Origin of the sequence: Virgibacillus salexigens (assembly GCF_014905415.1) — a bacterium.
Lineage (GTDB): Bacteria > Bacillota > Bacilli > Bacillales > Amphibacillaceae > Virgibacillus > Virgibacillus salexigens.
The window spans coordinates 42,936-62,191 of record NZ_BNEO01000004.1; the positions used below are offsets into that span (position 1 = coordinate 42,936).

At 36.0% G+C, this 19,256-nt stretch carries 21 protein-coding genes and 1 pseudogene; 16 read left to right on the plus strand and 6 right to left on the minus strand.

Features of this window, described 5'->3' with window-relative positions:
- Positions 1-85 precede the first annotated feature (85 nt).
- Complete coding sequence (locus JKP73_RS15965; RefSeq protein WP_021292014.1) at positions 86-634, plus strand: NADPH-dependent FMN reductase; 549 nt, start codon at positions 86-88, stop codon at positions 632-634.
- Between the two features lie 92 nt (positions 635-726).
- A complete protein-coding gene (fosM, locus tag JKP73_RS15970) occupies positions 727-1,149 on the plus strand; it encodes a FosM family fosfomycin resistance protein (RefSeq protein ID WP_038245721.1) in 423 nt (140 codons plus the stop codon).
- Positions 1,150-1,283: 134 nt separating this feature from the next.
- Here the strand turns inward: fosM and JKP73_RS15975 are convergent, their stop codons facing one another.
- A complete protein-coding gene (locus tag JKP73_RS15975) occupies positions 1,284-1,697 on the minus strand; it encodes a DUF6376 family protein (RefSeq protein WP_021292016.1) in 414 nt (137 codons plus the stop codon).
- 141 nt (positions 1,698-1,838) lie between these two features.
- On the opposite strand from JKP73_RS15975, the gene JKP73_RS15980 reads away from it, so the two are divergent.
- The 5 genes from JKP73_RS15980 to JKP73_RS15995 all read left to right on the plus strand — a co-directional run bounded on the left by JKP73_RS15980 (position 1,839) and on the right by JKP73_RS15995 (position 6,995).
- A complete protein-coding gene (locus JKP73_RS15980) occupies positions 1,839-2,570 on the plus strand; it encodes a hypothetical protein (RefSeq protein ID WP_021292017.1) in 732 nt (243 codons plus the stop codon).
- A gap of 244 nt (positions 2,571-2,814) precedes the next feature.
- Entirely contained in the window at positions 2,815-4,236 is a 1,422-nt protein-coding gene (locus tag JKP73_RS15985) for an MDR family MFS transporter (RefSeq protein ID WP_021292018.1), read from the plus strand.
- 106 nt (positions 4,237-4,342) lie between these two features.
- On the plus strand, positions 4,343-4,465 hold the full coding sequence (locus tag JKP73_RS23425) for a hypothetical protein (protein WP_267903272.1): 123 nt from the start codon (positions 4,343-4,345) through the stop codon (positions 4,463-4,465).
- 161 nt (positions 4,466-4,626) lie between these two features.
- Entirely contained in the window at positions 4,627-5,718 is a 1,092-nt protein-coding gene (gene proB, locus JKP73_RS15990) for a glutamate 5-kinase (RefSeq protein ID WP_021292020.1), read from the plus strand.
- Between the two features lie 29 nt (positions 5,719-5,747).
- Positions 5,748-6,995, plus strand: coding sequence for a glutamate-5-semialdehyde dehydrogenase (locus JKP73_RS15995; RefSeq protein ID WP_038245719.1), 1,248 nt, complete (start codon positions 5,748-5,750; stop codon positions 6,993-6,995).
- 60 nt (positions 6,996-7,055) lie between these two features.
- On the opposite strand, the gene JKP73_RS16000 is transcribed toward JKP73_RS15995, so the two are convergent.
- From JKP73_RS16000 to JKP73_RS16015, 4 genes and pseudogenes are all read right to left on the minus strand, one after another.
- The gene (locus tag JKP73_RS16000) at positions 7,056-7,361 is read right to left on the minus strand and encodes a MerR family transcriptional regulator (protein WP_021292022.1); all 306 of its coding nucleotides are present in this window, start codon (positions 7,359-7,361) and stop codon (positions 7,056-7,058) included.
- Positions 7,362-7,499: 138 nt separating this feature from the next.
- Positions 7,500-7,652, minus strand: coding sequence for a hypothetical protein (locus JKP73_RS16005; RefSeq protein WP_021292023.1), 153 nt, complete (start codon positions 7,650-7,652; stop codon positions 7,500-7,502).
- Positions 7,653-7,821: 169 nt separating this feature from the next.
- Positions 7,822-8,382: pseudogene (locus tag JKP73_RS16010) on the minus strand (LrgB family protein).
- Complete coding sequence (locus tag JKP73_RS16015; protein WP_021292026.1) at positions 8,379-8,738, minus strand: CidA/LrgA family protein; 360 nt, start codon at positions 8,736-8,738, stop codon at positions 8,379-8,381. Before JKP73_RS16015 ends, JKP73_RS16010 begins: the two are co-directional and overlap by 4 nt.
- A 216-nt stretch (positions 8,739-8,954) precedes the next feature.
- On the opposite strand from JKP73_RS16015, the gene csaA reads away from it, so the two are divergent.
- The 7 genes from csaA (at position 8,955) to JKP73_RS16050 (ending at position 15,520) form a co-directional block, all read left to right on the plus strand.
- Positions 8,955-9,284, plus strand: a complete 330-nt coding sequence (gene csaA, locus JKP73_RS16020; protein WP_021292027.1) for a chaperone CsaA — start codon at positions 8,955-8,957, stop codon at positions 9,282-9,284.
- 377 nt (positions 9,285-9,661) lie between these two features.
- Positions 9,662-10,093 carry an RDD family protein gene (locus JKP73_RS16025; RefSeq protein WP_021292028.1) on the plus strand — a complete coding sequence of 144 codons (432 nt, stop codon included), beginning with the start codon at positions 9,662-9,664 and terminating at the stop codon, positions 10,091-10,093.
- A 179-nt stretch (positions 10,094-10,272) separates the two neighbouring features.
- Entirely contained in the window at positions 10,273-11,652 is a 1,380-nt protein-coding gene (locus tag JKP73_RS16030; protein WP_370457724.1) for an FAD-binding oxidoreductase, read from the plus strand.
- Between the two features lie 226 nt (positions 11,653-11,878).
- Positions 11,879-12,148 carry a hypothetical protein gene (locus tag JKP73_RS16035; protein ID WP_038245713.1) on the plus strand — a complete coding sequence of 90 codons (270 nt, stop codon included), beginning with the start codon at positions 11,879-11,881 and terminating at the stop codon, positions 12,146-12,148.
- A gap of 230 nt (positions 12,149-12,378) precedes the next feature.
- Positions 12,379-13,326: a nucleoside hydrolase gene (locus JKP73_RS16040; RefSeq protein ID WP_021292031.1), complete on the plus strand. Its 948-nt coding sequence runs from the start codon at positions 12,379-12,381 to the stop codon at positions 13,324-13,326.
- 5 nt (positions 13,327-13,331) lie between these two features.
- Positions 13,332-14,279: a nucleoside hydrolase gene (locus tag JKP73_RS16045; protein ID WP_200411547.1), complete on the plus strand. Its 948-nt coding sequence runs from the start codon at positions 13,332-13,334 to the stop codon at positions 14,277-14,279.
- Positions 14,280-14,308: 29 nt separating this feature from the next.
- Positions 14,309-15,520, plus strand: coding sequence for a NupC/NupG family nucleoside CNT transporter (locus JKP73_RS16050; RefSeq protein ID WP_021292033.1), 1,212 nt, complete (start codon positions 14,309-14,311; stop codon positions 15,518-15,520).
- Between the two features lie 41 nt (positions 15,521-15,561).
- Here JKP73_RS16050 and JKP73_RS16055 read toward each other — a convergent pair whose 3' ends face one another.
- Positions 15,562-15,939, minus strand: coding sequence for a YndA family protein (locus tag JKP73_RS16055; RefSeq protein ID WP_021292034.1), 378 nt, complete (start codon positions 15,937-15,939; stop codon positions 15,562-15,564).
- A 215-nt stretch (positions 15,940-16,154) separates the two neighbouring features.
- Here JKP73_RS16055 and htpG point away from each other — a divergent pair, with 215 nt between their 5' ends.
- Positions 16,155-18,038, plus strand: a complete 1,884-nt coding sequence (htpG, locus tag JKP73_RS16060; RefSeq protein ID WP_038245711.1) for a molecular chaperone HtpG — start codon at positions 16,155-16,157, stop codon at positions 18,036-18,038.
- 140 nt (positions 18,039-18,178) lie between these two features.
- Positions 18,179-19,108, plus strand: coding sequence for an MBL fold metallo-hydrolase (locus tag JKP73_RS16065; protein ID WP_160807379.1), 930 nt, complete (start codon positions 18,179-18,181; stop codon positions 19,106-19,108).
- Positions 19,109-19,256: the final 148 nt, after the last annotated feature.

Here is a 19,256-nt window from a genome sequence, read left to right on the forward strand (position 1 = left end):
TGAAACAGATCTCTTGATGTTTCCTGTGATTTTTGTAACAATATATTATGCGATTATTTTTAATAACTAACAGGAGGAATACGAGATGAAAATTGTAGCAATGGTCGGAAGTAACCGCCAAGATTCATACAACTTGAAGCTGACTCGCTTTTTACAAAAAAGATATACGAATAAAGTAGAGGTTGAGATTCTACCTATTGATCAGCTTCCTTTTTATAATCAGGATGAGGAATACAATCCACCTGAAATTGTGAAAGAAATTCGAAATAAAATCTTAATGAGTGATGGTGTACTTATTGCAACACCAGAATATAATGGTTCTATTTCAGGCATGTTAAAAAATGCGCTTGATTGGTTCTCGAGAGTAGAACAAGTATTAGTGAAAAAACCAGTCATGATCGTTGGTGCTTCTATGGGTGCAATGGGAACGATCCGTGCGCAAATGCACCTTCGTCAAATCTTACAAGCTCCAGGGATTGGTGCATTGACATTGCCAGGCAATGAAGTATTCATTGGTTCTGTTCATGAAAAAATGGATGAGCAAGGCAAGCTTACCGATGAACCAACAATTGAATTTGTAGATTCCGTAGTTGATAACTTTATCGATTGGGTAGAGAAAACAAAAGTTTTTTAATGAATTAAACATGCAAGCTTAACACTTACTTTCAAAAATTTATTTTTTGAAGGTAAGTTTTTTTGTATCATAATGAAAAGGAGGGACAAAACTTGAGAATAAAAGGAATTAATCATTTGCTATTTTCAGTTTCTGATTTGGAAGTCTCTATTGATTTTTATCAGCACGTGTTTGATGCAAAACTTCTAGTGAAAGGGAAAAGTACGGCTTATTTTGATTTGAATGGGCTATGGCTAGCTTTAAATGAGGAGAAGAATGTTCCGCGAGAAGAAATTCAGGAGTCTTATACACACATTGCTTTTTCTATTGAAGAAAAAGATTTTCAGCAGATGTACGATCGGTTAGGGAGTTTAAACGTTTCTATATTGCAAGGTAGACAACGCGATGTTCGCGATAAGCAATCGATTTATTTTACAGATCCGGACGGGCATAAATTTGAGTTTCATACAGGTACCCTGGCAGATCGATTGGACTATTATAAGCAGGCGAAAAAGCATATGACATTCTATGACTAATTTCAGGTACTTTGAGTTTCTGTAATGAAAAAGCACTCGGGTAGGCGCGATGAGATTTTTGCTTACCCGAGTTATCTCTTGGTAGATATTATGTTCATTTCGGTCCATGAAGATACGGTGTTTTCGTTACAGTCTTATAATTCCAATTGTTCAATTTGTGATTGGAATTCGATAATATTCTCCATTGTTTGATATACTTCTGACTCCTTAAATTGTTCAACGGCAATTTCTCCTTGATCAATGATACCATTTGTTGCATCCAATAATGCTTGGCTTTGAGATTCTAATTTCTGATGAATATCTTCAGCCAGGCTCGGTGGTTCTATCGTAAGAAAATCCTTTATTGTATCTTGTAGACCTTCTAGCTTTATGACAAGCTCTTCTTCTGGAAGTTGTGTTGCTTCGTTTGCAAATTCACTTAAATCATTTATATAATCTGATGTTTCATTCACATAATTGACTGAATTCGTTGTTTCTTCTAGAAAAGAACATCCAGTTAAGCTCCCGATAAATAAAACGGACAGTAGAATAAAAATCGCTTTTTTCATTTGTTACTCCTTTCTTTTTTATAACACTTTATATAATCTACATACGATGAAACATCATTTTTGTTTCATAAAATCAATAAATGATTTTGTAACAAATGGGTAAGCTATTTTCTTGAGAGGATATAGAAAGGATGTAAGAAGATGAAAAAAATATTACTATTAAGTATGATTGCGATTTTTGCTTTGGTAGCAGGTGGGAATTCGGTCTCTGCAGAATTTTTAGACATCCGATTATCGGACATGCATCATTCCAAGCAAGCAAACGATGTTCATAAGGCGTTACTTCATCAAAAGGCGAAAGAATTAGGAATTAAGGTAGAAGATAAGTCAACAAAAGAAATTCATAAGGAAATTATAAAAACAACCATTCTAAAAAATGCAAAAGAAATGGGAGTAGAAACAAAAGGAAAATCATTTAAAGAACTGAAGGAAGAAGTTCATCATCAAAAAGTTATAAACAAAGCGAAAGAACTAGGAATAGCTACAAACAATAAGTCGCAAGAGAATCTGGCGAAAGAAGTTCATGAAGCAATGATTAAAAATAAAGCGCAACAATTAGGAATTGAACAACAAGGCAAAAGTATCAAGGAGCTGAAGAAAGAAGTTCTTGCACATTCGGTAAAAAAAGAGGCGCAAGAGCTAGGGATTGAAACGAAGGGGGAAGAAGTAAAAGCTTTAGTACATGCTATTCATGAAGCAAAATTATATACCACAGCCGAAAAACTTGGGATACTTACAAGCGGAAAAAGTGCCAATGAGTTAATGGAGGAAATCATTGTAAATCATGCTACGGAAGCGGCAGAACTAAACCTTTATCCATTTAAAAATGGCAAGCTTCATTTTCATGCTTCTCATAGAGAACTTCGGAAATAGGAAAAACGAGCAAGGATGCTCGTTTTTTTATGAATGAGAAAATGGATTGAATTTTTTACATAGTGGTTGAAACATTTTAGTTTGTAATGTATTTTCGATATGGTATGATGATGTTTATGACTAAACTTTGAGTCTAAATTAGGGTGCTTTATAGCTCTACCACAGGTAATACGTATGTATAAAAAGCTGTCGCTGAGGCATCCATAAGATTAAAAAGAATTTTAAAAGAAAGAAGGAAGATTTTATGGTGGACAACAATGTTTCAGAAGCAAATAATCCAACTTCTGTAAATAAAGTACCGCTAATGATTGTTCTTATATCTGGTGCTTTTGTTGCTATTTTAAATCAAACATTATTAGCCACAGCCTTGCCTCATATTATGGCAGACTTGCAATTAGACGCTAATACAGCACAATGGTTGCAATCCATTTTTATGCTTGTTAATGGAATAATGATTCCAATTACTGCATTTTTAATTGAACGTTTTACAACAAGAGGATTGTTCTTGACTGCATTAACGATATTTGCGGTGGGAACAGTGATCTGTGCAATCGCTCCGAATTTCAGTATCTTGATGGCTGGACGTGTTGCACAAGCTGCCGCTGCTGGTATTATTATGCCATTAATGCAGACTATATTATTCCTAATATTTCCTGTTGAAAAACGCGGTTCAGCAATGGGGATGTTTGGGTTGGTTATCGCATTTGCTCCAGCCATTGGACCAACGTTATCCGGCTGGTTAGTAGAGCATTTTCCGTGGAGAAGTCTGTTCTATATTATATTGCCAATCATTATTGTTGATATTATTATTGCTTACTTTATATTAAAGAATATTACAAATCGTACATTCCCAAAATTGGATATGATATCCATTGTTCTTTCAACGTTAGGGTTCGGAGGCCTATTATTTGGATTCAGTAGTGCTGGTAATAACGGCTGGGGAAGCTTCGAGGTTATTCTTTCTCTAGTTATAGGTGCAATCACGCTCTTCTTCTTTATTTGGAGACAAATGAAGCTGGAACAACCAATCCTTGAATTCCGGGTATTTAAAAATAGTATTTTCACTTTAACAACCGTTTTAGGTATGGTTACATTCATAGCGATGATTGGAGCAGCAGTTGTATTACCATTACTCGCTCAAAATATGCTTGGGTTTACTGCATTGGAATCAGGGTTAATGTTATTACCTGGTGCTGTGCTTATGGGAGTTATGAACCCAATTACGGGGCGTTTATTTGATAAGTTTGGGGCGCGGTGGCTCTCCATTATTGGATTAACGATTGTTACCGTGACTACATTTATGTTTTCAAATTTATCAGCAGATACAACGTTTACTTATCTTGCCACCGTTAATGCAATTCGTATGTTTGGAATTGCTATGGTAATGATGCCTGTTACAACAGCTGGATTAAACCAGCTACCAGTGAATTTAATTCCACATGGTACAGCTATGAATAATACCATGCGACAAGTTGCTGGTGCAGTTGGTACAGCACTGTTAGTTTCGGTTATGACAAATAGTGCAATACCTGAAGAAGGGTTAAATGGTATGATCCATGGTGTAAATGTGTCCTTTATTGTTGCAGGCGTGTTTGCAATCATTGCCCTAATCTTGTCATTCTTTATTAAAAGATCTCAACCGAAATCAGTACAGATAAGTAAGTAATTTGCATTAATTTTGAAAAAACAGTTGACATAAGTGCTATTTCTATCCATAATATTAAAAAAACATACTTGAACGGTAAGGAAGGAATAGTATGTGGTAGAAATAGGTGGCCAGAGAGAGTGGGTTATTAGCTGGAAGCCCACTTCACTTATTGTCACAGAACGCGCCTTCTGAGTCCTGCATAAAGCAGGCGCTTTGCATGGCGTTAACGCAACAAGACGGGATGTAATCATCCAAATTAGGTGGTACCGCGGAAGAAAAGCTCTTTCGTCCTGAGTAGCAGGACGAATAGGGCTTTTTTTATATATTACTTTCATTTTAATTATAGTAGATAGCTGGTTCTTAGTTAAACATCTATAGAAAGAAGACAGAAGGATAGGGGCATACAGTATGAGTAAACAGAGAATTGTAGTCAAAATTGGAAGTAGTTCGTTAACTAATCCACAAGGTGAGCTAGATAAAAGGAAATTGACGGAGCATGTGGAAGCAATTGCTAGACTTCGTCAACAAAATCATGATGTTGTGTTAGTATCTTCTGGGGCAGTTGCTTCCGGTTTTTCTAAAATCGGCTATGCTTCAAAGCCGGTAACGGTAAAAGGAAAGCAAGCAGCTGCAGCGGTAGGGCAGGGATTATTAATTCAAACCTATATGGAGAAGTTTGCTGAGTTTAGGTTAACTGCTGCCCAATTACTACTAACTAGAGAAGATTTTACTACACGTAGTAGATACAAAAATGTATTCAATACGATGATGGAACTTTTGGAACGACGCGTCATTCCAATCATTAATGAAAATGATACGGTGTCTATAAATGAGCTTACATTTGGAGATAATGATATGCTTTCAGCATTAGTAAGTGGTATTGTTCATGCAGATCAATTAATGATGTTAACGGACATAAATGGTTTATATAATGGTAATCCGCGTACCAACCCAGATGTTGTTAAGTATGATTATCTAGAGATGATCACAGAGGAAATGATTGCCGCTGCTGAATCAAACGGGTCTTCTGTAGGTACCGGTGGGATGAAGTCAAAATTGGAAGCAGCACGAATGGCTTTATCTTTAGGTGTTAATGTATTTATTGGTACAGGTGAGGGGGAGAGAAAGCTCCTCGAAATTATTAGTGGCGATGGGGATGGTACATACATTTCTAATAAATCGAAAGTAACTGTTAATACAAATAGGCAGTGGATAGCACTTCATTCAGAGACGATGGGGAAAATTTATGTCGATGAAGGGGCAGAGAAAGCAATCTTATATCAAGGAGCAAGTCTTCTTTCCGCAGGAATAAAAAAAATCAAAGGAACCTTTCAAGAAGGAGACGTGGTGGAAGTTTATGGAATAAAGGGGCTTATTGGAAAAGGGGAAGTCAGTTGTTCAGCTGCCATTGTGAACAAAGAAATGGAAGAAAGAAATACAGATAATAGCTGTTTATCATCACGCGTTATCCATCGTGATCGTTGGGTAAGGTTGAAATAATAAAGATAACATTTAGAGGAGGAGAGATAATGGAAGAAGTTCTGGAGAAAGGAAAGTTAGCCAAAGTCGCAAGTTATCAATTAAATGGGGTGACTACCGAAGATAAAAATAAGGCTTTGCAATTAATCGCAGATCAATTAATACAGGATTTGGATTATATATTAAGCGAAAATCAAAAAGATATTGTTGATGGCCGTACTAATGGCCTAAATGAATCTGTAATAGATCGAATTATGTTAGATAAAGATCGAATCCGATTAATGTATAATGCCATTTACCAATTAATTGATTTAGCCGATCCAATTGGTGACGTGCTTGAGTCGATTGAAAAGGATAATGGATTGCTAATTGAAAGGAAGCGTGTACCAATCGGAGTTATCGGTATGATTTATGAAGCAAGACCAAATGTTACCATCGATGCTGCAACTCTTGCTGTCAAAACTGGGAATGCAGTAATATTACGAGGCAGCTCCTCTGCTAAATATTCTAACCAAGCTTTAGTCCATTCGATACATCAAGCATTATCTACTAGCAATCTTTCTGTAGATGCAGTACAGTTAATTGAAAATACAAATAGAGATTCTGCAAAAGCATTATTTACATTAAATGAATATTTGGATGTATTAATTCCAAGAGGCGGGAAAAATTTGATTGAAACGGTGATTAAGGAATCTACCGTACCAGTAATAGAGACAGGTGCTGGTAATTGTCACGTTTATATTGACGATACAGCCGATGTGAAGATGGTTCAGGATATTGCAATTAATGCGAAAATACAACGACCATCTGTATGTAATGCGATTGAAACTGTTTTGATTCATGAGGATTGGTTTAATCATCATGGTGTAGAACTTCTTGATACATTACGAGAAAATAAGGTGGAAATTTATGGCGATGATATCGTATGTGAGGCTTTCCCTTTTGCTAAACAAGCATCAGAAGAAATATGGTACACAGAATTTCTTGATTTAGCAATTGCTGTACGTGTCGTAAAAAACTGCAATTCAGCTGTTAATCATATTAATGCTTATGGAACAAAGCATTCGGAAGCAATTATTACAGCAAATGATAATCACGCTATCTACTTTCAAACACATGTTGATGCTGCGGTTGTATATCATAACGCTTCAACAAGATTTACAGATGGTTTCGAATTTGGATATGGTGCAGAAATTGGCATTAGCACACAGAAATTACATGCAAGAGGACCGATGGGGCTTCCAGCATTAACATCTAGCAAATTCTTTATACATGGTACAGGGCAAATCCGTTCATAAATCTAATTTGAAACGACTGCATTAAATGTAGTCGTTTTTATAAGGAGAGAATTCGAAAATTTATGGACGCCGATTAAAGTGAGCGTTTAATTGGCCTTGTAACATTTCACTTCGAATGTCTTTCTTTCTTTTTTCTCGAATCATGTCACGTTTAATTTCAGTGGTTTGAACACCGTCTTCACGTAGATCAGCAATCTTCATTAACAATTCTATATCTGAAAAAGAATATTTTCTGGTTCCCCGTTTACTTCGTTCTGGAAATAATAGTCCGCGCTCTTCATAATAGCGAATTTTCCTTTCTGATAGGCCAGTAAGTTCGTGTACAATACCAATTGTAATTACTTTTTTATCTTTATAGGATATCATTTTGTTTCCCTCCTGAAGAATTAATCGACGTAATTTTCGGACAATACAGTCATTATCTCACTTTTATGTTAGGTTTCCTAACATAATGATTGGGAAGTGAATAGAAACGGAAACTATCCTGGATAGTTTCCGAATAACTTATAACTGATAAAATTTAACCAATCGCTGTAGTTCACTCAATGTGAGATTATTCATCTTCTTATTTTTATCCTCAATGACACCCGCATCTTTAAGTTTTAAAATATAATACAATTTCGCTTCTTCAATTCCCTCACGAAGCTGATTTCTCATTGACCCACCTCCATAAACATTTTGCATTTACCGTTCAATTTATGAGATAAAAGCCAGTAGCGGTACAATTATTGCAAGAAATAAGGCAGATATCGTCATTGCGATACTTCCCCATTGCACCTTCTTCTTCTCCCCATATTAAAGATCGATTTGCTCCTAACATTTGTGCCTAAGTACCCATAGCCAATCCTTTGGCAGATTTACTCCTAATACCTGCTTTCTTTAATAAATCAGGACCTATAATAAGTGATAATAAGGCAGAAGTAATTACAAACAGGACAGTAACTGAACCTAGACCACCAAGATCGCTAGATATGGTGAGGGCAATTGGTAATGTGACAGAGCGCGGAATTAGTGAAGCTAGCAGTTGATCTTGTAAATGAAAGAAGTGAGATAAACCAATCACTGCAAGAACTCCTAGTCCCGTTCCGCATATCACACCAAGACAGATTTTTTGATAATTTCGTTTAAGGAATTCCCACTGTTTGTATAATGGAACAGCTAGTGAGACGATGGTTAACTATAATAACAGGCTGAATAATTCAATTCCTTCCTGATAGCTCTCTCCTTTGATAGGTGTGAATAGTAATAGGATGACAACCATAACGGAAGCAGTATATAATGGGTTTAACCAAGATTTTTTGTATTTTTTAAATAAGAATAGTCCAAGTAAATAGCAGCTAATAGTAATCGTAATTGCAAGAAGTATATTAAAAATGAAAAAGCTCATTCTACATTTCTTCTTTTTTCATATAGCTCTACAGCAAATCCTGTACCTAATAAACAACATATACTACTTGCTAGAAGTATAAATAAGATGTTCCATTGGAGTATTTGTATAAAACCGGTGGAAAGAAATAAGGTGACGAGCGGAGGAATGAAAAGAAGTGTCAGATGCTTTAATTGAAAGTTAGATATCTTCTCAATCCATTCCAGTCGTATAACCCCCGTTAATAAGAAAAAGAATAATAGAATCATACCAATAATACTCCCTGGTAGTGGAAGTTGCATGACAGCTGCTATTCCATAACCCAAAAGAAGAAACAAATTTATTATCCCAAGCTGTATGAACCAGCGAAATATCATGTTATTCCCTCCAATCTGTAGATGATGATAGTAACAGATTAGAATAATTTTCTTGTCTTGTCATTCGATTTGTTAGATTATCTAACAGGATATTTTGACATGATAGGATAGGAAATCTTACTTCGTAGGTTAGAAATGATTAGTTTCCTATATAAACAGGGATTAGGTGAGGGTTTAGCGAATTAATTATATAGAAAATGGAATGGAGGAATAAACTTGGCTACTATTGACGATTTTATGGAAATTGATATGAGAATTGGAACCGTAAGAAAGGCGGAACTGTTTCCAGAGGCTAAGCATCCCGCAATTAAATTATTTATTGATTTTGGAGAGCTTGGTATGAAACAATCGTCTGCGCAAATAACCAAACGTTATACACCAGAAGATTTGATTGGTCGGCAAGTAGCAGCAGTTGTTAACTTCCCGCCTATGCGAATTGCTGGATTTAAATCAGAAGTGCTCGTATTAGGTGGGGTGCCGGAAAAAGGCGATGTCGTACTGTTGAATCCAGGAGAAGAAGTGAAAAACGGTACTCGAATTTCTTAATTTTCATATCAAACATATAAAATAAAGAAATGAAGTTCTTAGGAAGGGAACGGACAGATGACAATGATAAAAACTGTCAACAAAATAGGCCTGCTTACGAAGGTAATATCGTTCTACTATCTAACAAGATGACCGTATTGAAATAATAAACAATAGGAAACGGGTGTGGCATCTAGAAGACAATCAGGGACGATTACGTATGTCCTATTCTTCTTGGTAGGTATAATGCTATGGTATTTATCTGTTTATGTCCCTTTATGAAGTACGTGCGTACATATGAGCCATTTTGGTTAAAGTACATCTATCGATTGCACAGGTGAGTAGCAGAGAAAATAGGTTAAACGAACAACAAAGTAACGCATCAAGGAGGTTATTAAATGGCTGAAACAAAGCCAGCTGGATTCTGGATACGGGTATTAGCAAGTATCGTAGATTCGTTATTATTGTCTGTATTGGCAGCTATTATTGCATTCATTATTAACGATGAGGATTTTGTATTTTTGTATTCGCAAGCTGAAATGGAGACTTCCACTTCGGATTCATGGGCGTCTGCGATTTATATCATTTTATTTATGATTATATTAACGGCGAGTAAATGGAAAGGCTCACCAGGAAAAATTATCTGTAATATTCAAGTTGTTAATACGGATATGTCGCAGATAAGTATATTGAAATCAATTGGACGGTATTTAAGTTATTTCCTTTCTGCAATTCCATTATTGATTGGTTTTATGATGGCAGGTTGGAATGAAGAGAAAAAAGCTCTCCATGATATCATTTGTAAGACACGAGTTGTATATAGAAAGTGATCACTGCTTGTAGGGAATTAATTGTAGTTCTCTGCAAGCTTTTTTATGCTGAAAAATGCATCCCAATCCCCTTTCTTATTAGTAAATGATATCATCCAGAAATAAATCTCTTCAATAACGTATAGGTATTAAATGTGATAAACTATAAATAAATGAGACGATTTGAAAGGAAGATGGGGTTGAAACTATTAGAGGCTTTGCATCAGATTTTACCAAACGATCGTGTGACGAATAATGAAACCGTTTTAGACCAGCATAGCTCGGATGAATCGTACCATACACCAGCACGGCCAGATGTGGTGGTATTTCCTGAAAATACGGAAGAAGTCAGTGATATTATTAAGCTTGCAGCGTTATATGAGGTGCCAGTTGTCTCGTATGGTTTGGGAACGAGCTTAGAAGGAAGTATGATTCCCTATGATAAAGGGATTGTTATGGATTATTCATTGATGAACAAAGTATTGGAAATTCGACCAGATGATTTTCTTGTTAAAGTCCAACCAGGAGTAACCAGAAAACAATTGGAAAAAGAATTAAAGTCACATGGGTTATTTTTCTCGGTTGATCCAGGAGCAGACGCAACCCTAGGGGGCATGGCTGCAACAAATGCAAGTGGAACTACCTCAGTAAAATATGGAATTATGCGAGATCAAGTTCGAGACTTAGAAGTAGTGCTTGCAGATGGAACGATTATCCATACCGGTGGGATGGCAGCTAAGTCTTCGTCAGGTTACCATTTAAATGGATTATTTGTTGGTTCAGAGGGCACCTTAGGATGTTTTACAGAGCTTACACTTCAAGTGCATGGAATTCCTGAAAAAACAATGGCAGGAAGAGCCGCTTTTCATTCATTAGATGAAGCTGTATCTGCTGTCATTGGTATTTTGCAAGCGGGTATTCCAGTAGCAAGAGTAGAGTTGGTTGACGAACAATCAATGAAACAAATTAATTTATTTAGTGAGACAGATTATCCGGAAATTCCAACTGTATTCCTTGAATTCCATGGAAATGAGGCCGGATTACAACAAGATGTAGCGTTTGCCAAAGAAATTCTGCATGATTTAAACTGCCGATCCTTAGATTTTGAATCAGATACAGCTGCTAGACAGCAATTATGGGAGGCGCGACATAATGCGGCATACGCATATTTGCATAATTTCCCAGGAAAAAAACAGATGGTTACTGACGTATGTGTCCCAATATCTGAACTAGCTGGAGCAATTAAGGATGCAAGGGCAGCGATTGAAGCTTCTGGCCTTGACGGCGGAATTGTAGGTCATGTTGGTGATGGTAATTATCATATCTTATTAATGGTTGATGTAAATAAATCGGCTGATATAGATGAAGCTAATGTAGTAAATGAAAAAATCGTAGCCTATGCTTTGGATAGAGGCGGAACCTGTACGGGGGAACATGGGGTAGGTGTTGGTAAAGCAAAATATCAAGAAAAAGAGCATGGAAAAGCATTAGAAGTGATGCGAAAAATTAAGAAAACATTAGACCCGGCGGATATTTTAAATCCTGGTAAAATCTTATATGATAAGAAAATCCATTCTTAAGGAACTGCGTAGGAGGCAGTTCTTTTTTATTCGTAATTATCCTTATTCTGGGTTGGAATTCTTACCAGTAAGTTGTTTAAAACTTTTGTGAAATTATATGATCCACGATATATCTGTAAGGATTGCTTTAAATAGATGTAAAAATAATGCAGCTAATTGAAATACATAGTTTTAGAAAATAAAGGAAATATATAGGGAAACAGTATTTATGCTAGGAGGAATTTCGATGTCAGGGCAAAATCAACATCAGGAGATTGAAAAGTGTACCATTCAAGTAAAACAAGCATATCAAATGATTGAACAGGCAAAAACGAATGGGGATATGGATCAGTTGGAACAAGCTCAGCAGCAGTTACGTCAAGCCGAAGAGCATTTAAAGGCTGCGCAGGATCGGTTTGGAAATGAAGCGTTAGAAAATCCCCAATTTCAACAGACTCAAGAACATTTACATGATGCTCGCCAAGAAATAGAGCATTTTAGGCAGAATCATAAGTAAAAAGCTCTTTCAAGAGCTTTTTACTTTTTTGTTCGGTATATGTTAAAAAAATAATTTATGGTAGTTGTCTATGTTATATTGTTTGGATTTAATTTAAATAACAAGTTTTATTCGTTTGTTATCGCATTAAAAAACAGTAAAAAACGAACAAAAACTTGTATTAATGACTGGACTTTTTTATAATAGGAACGTTCACTAAAAAATCAAACCATTTTTGGGGAGGACTTTTTATGAAAAAGAAGGTTTATTTAAATCATGATGGTGGCGTCGATGATTTAATTTCATTATTTTTATTATTGCAAATGGAAGATATTGATTTATTAGGAGTGGGGGTCATTCCTGCAGATTGTTATTTAGAGCCGGCAATGTATGCGAGTCGAAAAATAATCGATCGTTTTGGGAATGGTGACAAAATTGAAGTTGCTGCATCTACCTCACGTGGGAAAAATCCATTTCCAAAGGATTGGCGAATGCATGCTTTTTTTGTCGATGCCTTACCAATCCTCAATGAAAACTTACCAATAAGTACAAAAGAAGCGGAACTTCCAGCACATAAGCATTTGGTTCAACAAATTCAGCAAAGTAATGAACCAGTAACACTTGTTTTTGTTGGACCTCTAACAGATCTAGCACGAGCGTTAGAGGAAGCACCTGAAATTGAAGAAAATATTGAAAAACTAGCATGGATGGGTGGTACCTTTCTTGATGTAGGGAATGTGGAGGAGCCTGAACATGATGGCTCAGCTGAATGGAATGCGTTTTGGGACCCAGAGGCTGTGCAAAAAGTGTGGGAAAGCAATATTGAAATAGATTTAATTGCATTGGAAAGCACGAATATGGTGCCACTTACAGTTGATGTAAGAAACCAATGGGCTGCAGAGCGAAAGGACATCGGAATCGATTTCTTAGGACAATGCTATGCAATGGTCCCACCTCTCGTACATTTCCAAACGAACTCTACGTATTTTCTTTGGGATGTGCTTACAACGGCTACCATTGGCAAAAGTGATCTAGTTAAGAAAAAACAAGTTAACTGTACAGTTCACCCTCAAGGTGCGAGTCAAGGCAAAACAGAGATTTCAGAAGAAGGGCGAGCAGTTAATTTGGTATATGAAGTAGATCGCGAACAATTCTTTGGTTATATTACAAGCTTATCAAGACAACATGAAAGGAGCTGATATACATGAGAAGGGTGATTATTGATACAGATACTGCTGGTGATGACACGATCGCATTACTTACTGCTCTACATCACTTTAAAGTAGAAGGAGTCACAATAACTGGAGGAAATGTAGAATTTCAACAAGAGGTAGAAAATGCATTATATACCATTCAAGTATTTCAACCTAATTATAAGGTACCGGTATATAAAGGCCATGAGCGCTCTATTTTGTCTGCTGGAAAAGATAGTCATCGCACCGTTGAGGATGTTCATGGCAAAGACGGGATGGGGGATTCGTTTTTTGAAAAAGCAAGTCAACGACCTGAAGCGGAGCATGCTGTTGATTTTATTGTTAGAACGGTAAAAGCCTCCCCTGGTGAAATTGAATTACTGGCAATTGCCCCATTGACCAATATTGCTATGGCAATAAAAAAGGATCCATCTATCGTAAAGGATATTCCGCACATCTATATTATGGGTGGAACTAATAATTCTTTAGGAAATATTACTGCTGCAGCAGAGTATAATTTTTGGGTTGATCCTGAAGCGGCAAGAATTGTTTTGCATGCTGGTATTCCCATCACGATGGTTGGCTGGGATATGTGTACGAAATATTCGGTGATGACTGATGAAGACCATCAAGAAATAGCATCTTTAGGAACTTCTAGATCTGATTTTTTTATAGATATTAATCAAGTTGTTATGCGCTTTAATCCATCCATTCATAAAATTAATGGAACTACACATCCAGATACTTTATTAGTTGCTGTTGCTGCACACGAAGAATTAATGGTGGAGGCAAGTAGTTACTACGTAGATATTGAAATAAAAGGAGAGCTAACGAGAGGATATTGCTTCGTTGATATGAATAACCGTTCTGGAAAAGCGCCAAATGTTCGTGTTTGCGAAGCAGTGGACAGGAGAGCGTTTAAAGATAAATTAATCGACGTATTATCATCTGGTTCGTAATTAGAAAACAACGAAGTGAGGTTTACATGATGGAAATTATTTGGGGAATTACTGGAATATTGGTGATATTAATCATTGCATTTCTATTATCAAAAAGCAAAAGAAATATTAATTATCGAACTGTATTTGGTGCACTGGTGCTGCAATTTTTATTTGGATTTATTGTTTTGAAATGGGAATTGGGTAGAAGTTTTTTTCGGAAAATCACTTCCATTGTTGAGCAGATAATCAATACTTCCAATGAAGGAATTAATTTTTTATTTGGCGGTGTGCTCGGATTAGAAGGTATTGGTACTGTATTTGCTTTCCAAGTGTTACCTGTTATTATATTCTTTTCTTCACTTATATCTGTTTTATTCTATATCGGTGTGATGCAAATTTTGACAAGAGCAATTGGTGGATTTTTGGCTTTTATGTTAAAAACAACAAAGCAAGAATCATTGTCAGCTGCTGCCAATATCTTTGTAGGCGTAACAGAAGCACCACTTGTTGTAAAACCATATTTAGAAAAAATGACAAAGTCGGAGTTGTTTGCAGTTATGACTGGGGGGACAGCTTCTGTGTCAGGGACGGTTCTTGTTGGATATTCCCTATTAGGTGTACCATTAGATTACTTGTTAGCCGCGGCATTTATGGCAGCACCTGCAGGATTACTTATTGCTAAAATACTTGTACCGGAAACAGAAACAACGGAAGAACAAGCGATTATCGCTGAGTCTGAAAAAGAGGCAAAAAATATCGTTGATGCAGCCTCTAATGGTGCATTAATCGGGCTCAAGCTTGCATTAAACATTGGGGCATTGCTGCTTGCGTTTATATCCCTAATAGCATTGGTTAACCTTGGTCTTGAATGGATCAGTGGCTGGTTTGGGTTTGAGGCTGTGACCATTGAACAGATTCTTGGCTATGCGATGGCACCATTAGCTTTTCTAATTGGTGTACCATGGGATGAAGCGATACAAGCAGGTTCCTTTATTGGTCAAAAATTCGTATTAAATGAATTTGTTGCGTTTAGCAATTTTGGAGCTGAAATTAACCATTTTTCAGATAAAACGGTTGCAGTTATAACGTTTGCTTTATGCGGCTTTGCTAACTTGGCTAGTATGGGTATGCTCATTGGAGGAATTGGCGGACTCGCTCCGTCTAGAAAAAACGATTTAGTTCGGTTTGCTTTTTTAGCTATTATTGGTGGTACATTAGCCAATTTATTAAGTGCAGCAATTGCAGGATTGCTTATTTAAAGGTGAATAAAGGGGCTGACTTTTAGGTCAGCCTCTTATTTTTAATCATAAAAAATCATATATGATTTTACATTTGTACTGTGAATTTTTTGCACGTAAAATTCAGCTTCGTTATTGGAACCATCTACAAATCCGCCGATATTTCTAAAAATCGCACATTCACCATGGGATAAATATCTTTCTCCTACAAAATCATCTCCTACAGGGTCATCTTCCCATAACTTGTACCAGCCGGAAGGACCTGCATCTAAGCAGTACTTAAAATCCCCGCCGGTGGATTCTGCAATACCAGTAGTATTAAAGAAGATAGAGTAACCAACATAATCCCATCCAGTTAGTTGTGATTTTGCTTGTACGGATGAGAGGGAAGCGAATAAAATTGTTGCAACTGTTAGTAACATAATAAATACCTGTTTCATAAACAACCTCCTAAAGTAATAAATTTTGAATATGAATTCTCTTTACTTTATTATGATGGGGAGGAAATGGTTTCGGACATCTATTACAGGTTCCTCTAATTTCCAGCCTATTTTATACTAAAGGGAGTTTTTACTTGTTGTATTGACAGAAAAAAAAGTTTATGGTATTTAAACATATGATAGATCAAATTAGTAAGAATAAAGGAGAGATCGTCTTGGAAACAAAACAATTTAAAGCGGAATCTAAAAGATTGCTAGAGTTAATGGTAAATTCTATTTATTCTCAACGCGAAGTCTTTTTAAGAGAATTAATCTCTAATGCTAGTGATGCAATGGATAAGATGTATTACCGTAGTTTAACAGATGAGAACTTAGCTTTTAATCAAGCTGATTATTACATACAAATTATTCCTAATAAAGCGGATCGAACGTTGAAAGTCATTGATACTGGAATTGGTATGACGAAGGAAGAATTGGAAACAAATCTAGGTACAATTGCAAAAAGCGGATCATTTGCATTTAAGAAGGATACCGAAATCAAGGATGGACACGATATTATCGGACAATTCGGTGTAGGGTTTTATGCTGCGTTTATGGTAGCTGATAACGTCACAGTGAAGAGTAAAGCTTTGGATGAAGAACAAGCACATCAATGGGAATCAACAGGTACGGAAGGATATTCCATTTCTATTTGTGACAAAGAACAGATTGGTACAGAAATTACGTTAAAAATAAAAGAAAACACGGAAGATGAATCCTATGATGCTTATCTAGATGAAGTCCAATTAAAGGAAATTATTAAAAAATATTCCGATTTTATTCGTTATCCGATTAAAATGGATATCACAAAAAGCAAACCAACAGATGATGAAAGTGACGAATATGTAGACTATGTTGAGGAAGAAACCATTAATAGTATGGTTCCAATTTGGAAAAAAAATAAAAAGGAATTAACGGAAGCTGACTATGAGAATTTCTATCAAGAGAAACGATATGGTTTTGATAAACCATTAAAATCCCTTCATATCAATGTAGATGGAACTGTACGTTATAATGCTATTCTGTTTATTCCAGAAAATACGCCATTTGATTATTACTCCAAGGAATTCGAAAAAGGCGTAGAGTTATATTCGAATGGCGTGCTCATCATGAATAAATGTGGTGAATTGCTTCCGGATTACTTCAGTTTTGTCAAGGGGATGGTCGATTCAGAAGATCTATCTCTAAATATTTCAAGAGAAATGCTCCAGCATGATCGCCAATTAAAAGTCATTGCTAAAAATATTACAAAGAAAATAAAAAACCAGCTGCTTCATTTGCAAAGAGAGGAGCGAGAAAAATATGAAACATTTTATGACTCCTTTGGAAGGCAATTGAAAATCGGCGTTTATAGTGATTTTGGTGCAAATAAAGAAACACTTCAGGATTTATTAATGTTTTATTCTTCAACGGAAAAGAAACTGGTAACACTTGATGAATATGTAAAACGAATGCCTGAAGATCAAACATATATTTATTATGCCACGGGTGAATCGATTGATCGTATTGAAAAACTCCCACAGACTGAGATTGTAGCGGATAAAGGATATGAAATTTTATATTTCACAGAGGAAATTGATGAATTCGCAATTAAAATGTTAATGAATTATCAAGAAAAGGAATTTAAGTCCGTTTCCAGTGGCGATCTTGGTATAGATGAAGATTCGAATGAAGAAACGGATCAAGGGAAGCAAGAAGAAAATGAAGAACTATTTCATTTCATGAAAGAACATTTATCAGGAAAAGTAAAAGATGTTCGAGCTTCGAAGCGCTTGAAGTCTCATCCAGTTTGCTTGACTGCAGATGGAGATATATCATTAGAAATGGAAAAAGTACTAAATACAATGCCGAATAATCAGCAAGTAAAAGCGGATAAAATCCTAGAAATAAACGTTCATCATGAAATTTTTCAAAGCTTAAAAGCTACCCATGAAACAGATAAAGACAAGCTAGTCCTCTATACAAATCTATTATATAATCAGGCTTTACTAATTGAAGGTATGCCAGTAAATGATCCAGTAGAATTTACGAACGATATTTGCAAAGTAATGATTTCGTAATTCACTGATGATAAAAAAACATAGGGCTCTTCCCTTATAAAAGGGAAGAGCTGTTTTATTTATTATTTGACCTAAGTCAACTATAATAGAAGAACACAGTAAATTGTGAAATTACAGATTTATCAAAAGAGGGGAAGGCAATGTTTGTTACTGTAACAGAGGGAATACATAAATTAGTGGTGAAATTCCCAAAAGGGATGGGAGAGATTAATTCTTATTTAATAAAAGGAGCCCATGGGTATACAGTTATTGATACAGGAACAAATTCGAAAGAAGCAAAAGGAACATGGAATGATGTATTAGATAAGGGCATTCCGATAGAAAAAATTGTATTAACACATACACATCAGGATCATATTGGGCTTGCAAAATGGTTTCAACAAGTTCATGAGATTCCTGTCTATGTTTCCGATTATAGCTATCAGGAAATGAAATGTCGGAGAGAAACAAATACAAAGAAGAAATTAGCCTGTCTGGTAAGAAAACATGGGGTTTCTAATTTCCCGGAAAAAAGCGAAAATGAATCAGATATTTATAATTTTGAACCGAATGGAATATTCACGAAGGATGAAAACATTAAACTGGGTGATGAGAAATATGAAACAATATGGACTCCAGGTCATGCTTGGGATCATTTCTGTTTTTATCAGCGCAATAAACAGCTTATGATTATTGGAGACCATATATTAAAAGATGTTTCTCCTGTAATTGGTTTATGGACTGGGGAAGAAGCTAATCCCTTGAAGGAATATTTTAATTCCTTATCCTTATTAACGAACTACCCAACCACGATTGCCTTGCCTGGTCATGGTGATCCGATTTATCATTTGAGTGATCGCATTGAAGAATTAAGGAAGAGACATGTTACTCGTTTAAAGCAAGTATTTGCATCAGTAAAAGATGAAGCAAAAACCGCTCATCAAGTTTGCTATGAGATTTATGGTACAACAAACATTATTTTAATACTTAGTTCATTTATGGCTACGTTAACGAGGTTACTCTATTTGGAATCGATGGATAAAGTGAGAAGAGAAGAAGTGGATGGAAAAGTTACTTTTAAAGCTATTTAAAAGTGGTTCTGTCATTCGAGCTGCGTCCTCAGTTATTCCAGCCAGTTTCAGTTTGAATCGAGTTCATGCGTTAAGACGAGCTCTGTTCCCGATTGAAGGGTAGTAATATCAATCGTTACTCGTAACATTAAATACAAGTCTTCTTCGT

Excerpts from the sequence above, each read along its gene's own strand:
- JKP73_RS15965 (WP_021292014.1), top strand. The coding sequence starts at position 86 with ATGAAAATTGTAGCAATGGTCGGAAGTAACCGCCAAGATTCATACAAC.
- JKP73_RS15975 (WP_021292016.1), bottom strand. The coding sequence starts at position 1,697 with ATGAAAAAAGCGATTTTTATTCTACTGTCCGTTTTATTTATCGGGAGC.
- JKP73_RS15980 (WP_021292017.1), top strand. The coding sequence starts at position 1,839 with ATGAAAAAAATATTACTATTAAGTATGATTGCGATTTTTGCTTTGGTA.
- JKP73_RS15985 (WP_021292018.1), top strand. The coding sequence starts at position 2,815 with ATGGTGGACAACAATGTTTCAGAAGCAAATAATCCAACTTCTGTAAAT.
- proB (WP_021292020.1), top strand. The coding sequence starts at position 4,627 with ATGAGTAAACAGAGAATTGTAGTCAAAATTGGAAGTAGTTCGTTAACT.
- JKP73_RS15995 (WP_038245719.1), top strand. The coding sequence starts at position 5,748 with ATGGAAGAAGTTCTGGAGAAAGGAAAGTTAGCCAAAGTCGCAAGTTAT.
- JKP73_RS16000 (WP_021292022.1), bottom strand. The coding sequence starts at position 7,361 with ATGATATCCTATAAAGATAAAAAAGTAATTACAATTGGTATTGTACAC.
- JKP73_RS16005 (WP_021292023.1), bottom strand. The coding sequence starts at position 7,652 with ATGAGAAATCAGCTTCGTGAGGGAATTGAAGAAGCGAAATTGTATTAT.
- JKP73_RS16015 (WP_021292026.1), bottom strand. The coding sequence starts at position 8,738 with ATGATATTTCGCTGGTTCATACAGCTTGGGATAATAAATTTGTTTCTT.
- JKP73_RS16025 (WP_021292028.1), top strand. The coding sequence starts at position 9,662 with ATGGCTGAAACAAAGCCAGCTGGATTCTGGATACGGGTATTAGCAAGT.
- JKP73_RS16035 (WP_038245713.1), top strand. The coding sequence starts at position 11,879 with ATGTCAGGGCAAAATCAACATCAGGAGATTGAAAAGTGTACCATTCAA.
- JKP73_RS16040 (WP_021292031.1), top strand. The coding sequence starts at position 12,379 with ATGAAAAAGAAGGTTTATTTAAATCATGATGGTGGCGTCGATGATTTA.
- JKP73_RS16045 (WP_200411547.1), top strand. The coding sequence starts at position 13,332 with ATGAGAAGGGTGATTATTGATACAGATACTGCTGGTGATGACACGATC.
- JKP73_RS16050 (WP_021292033.1), top strand. The coding sequence starts at position 14,309 with ATGGAAATTATTTGGGGAATTACTGGAATATTGGTGATATTAATCATT.
- JKP73_RS16055 (WP_021292034.1), bottom strand. The coding sequence starts at position 15,939 with ATGAAACAGGTATTTATTATGTTACTAACAGTTGCAACAATTTTATTC.
- JKP73_RS16065 (WP_160807379.1), top strand. The coding sequence starts at position 18,179 with ATGTTTGTTACTGTAACAGAGGGAATACATAAATTAGTGGTGAAATTC.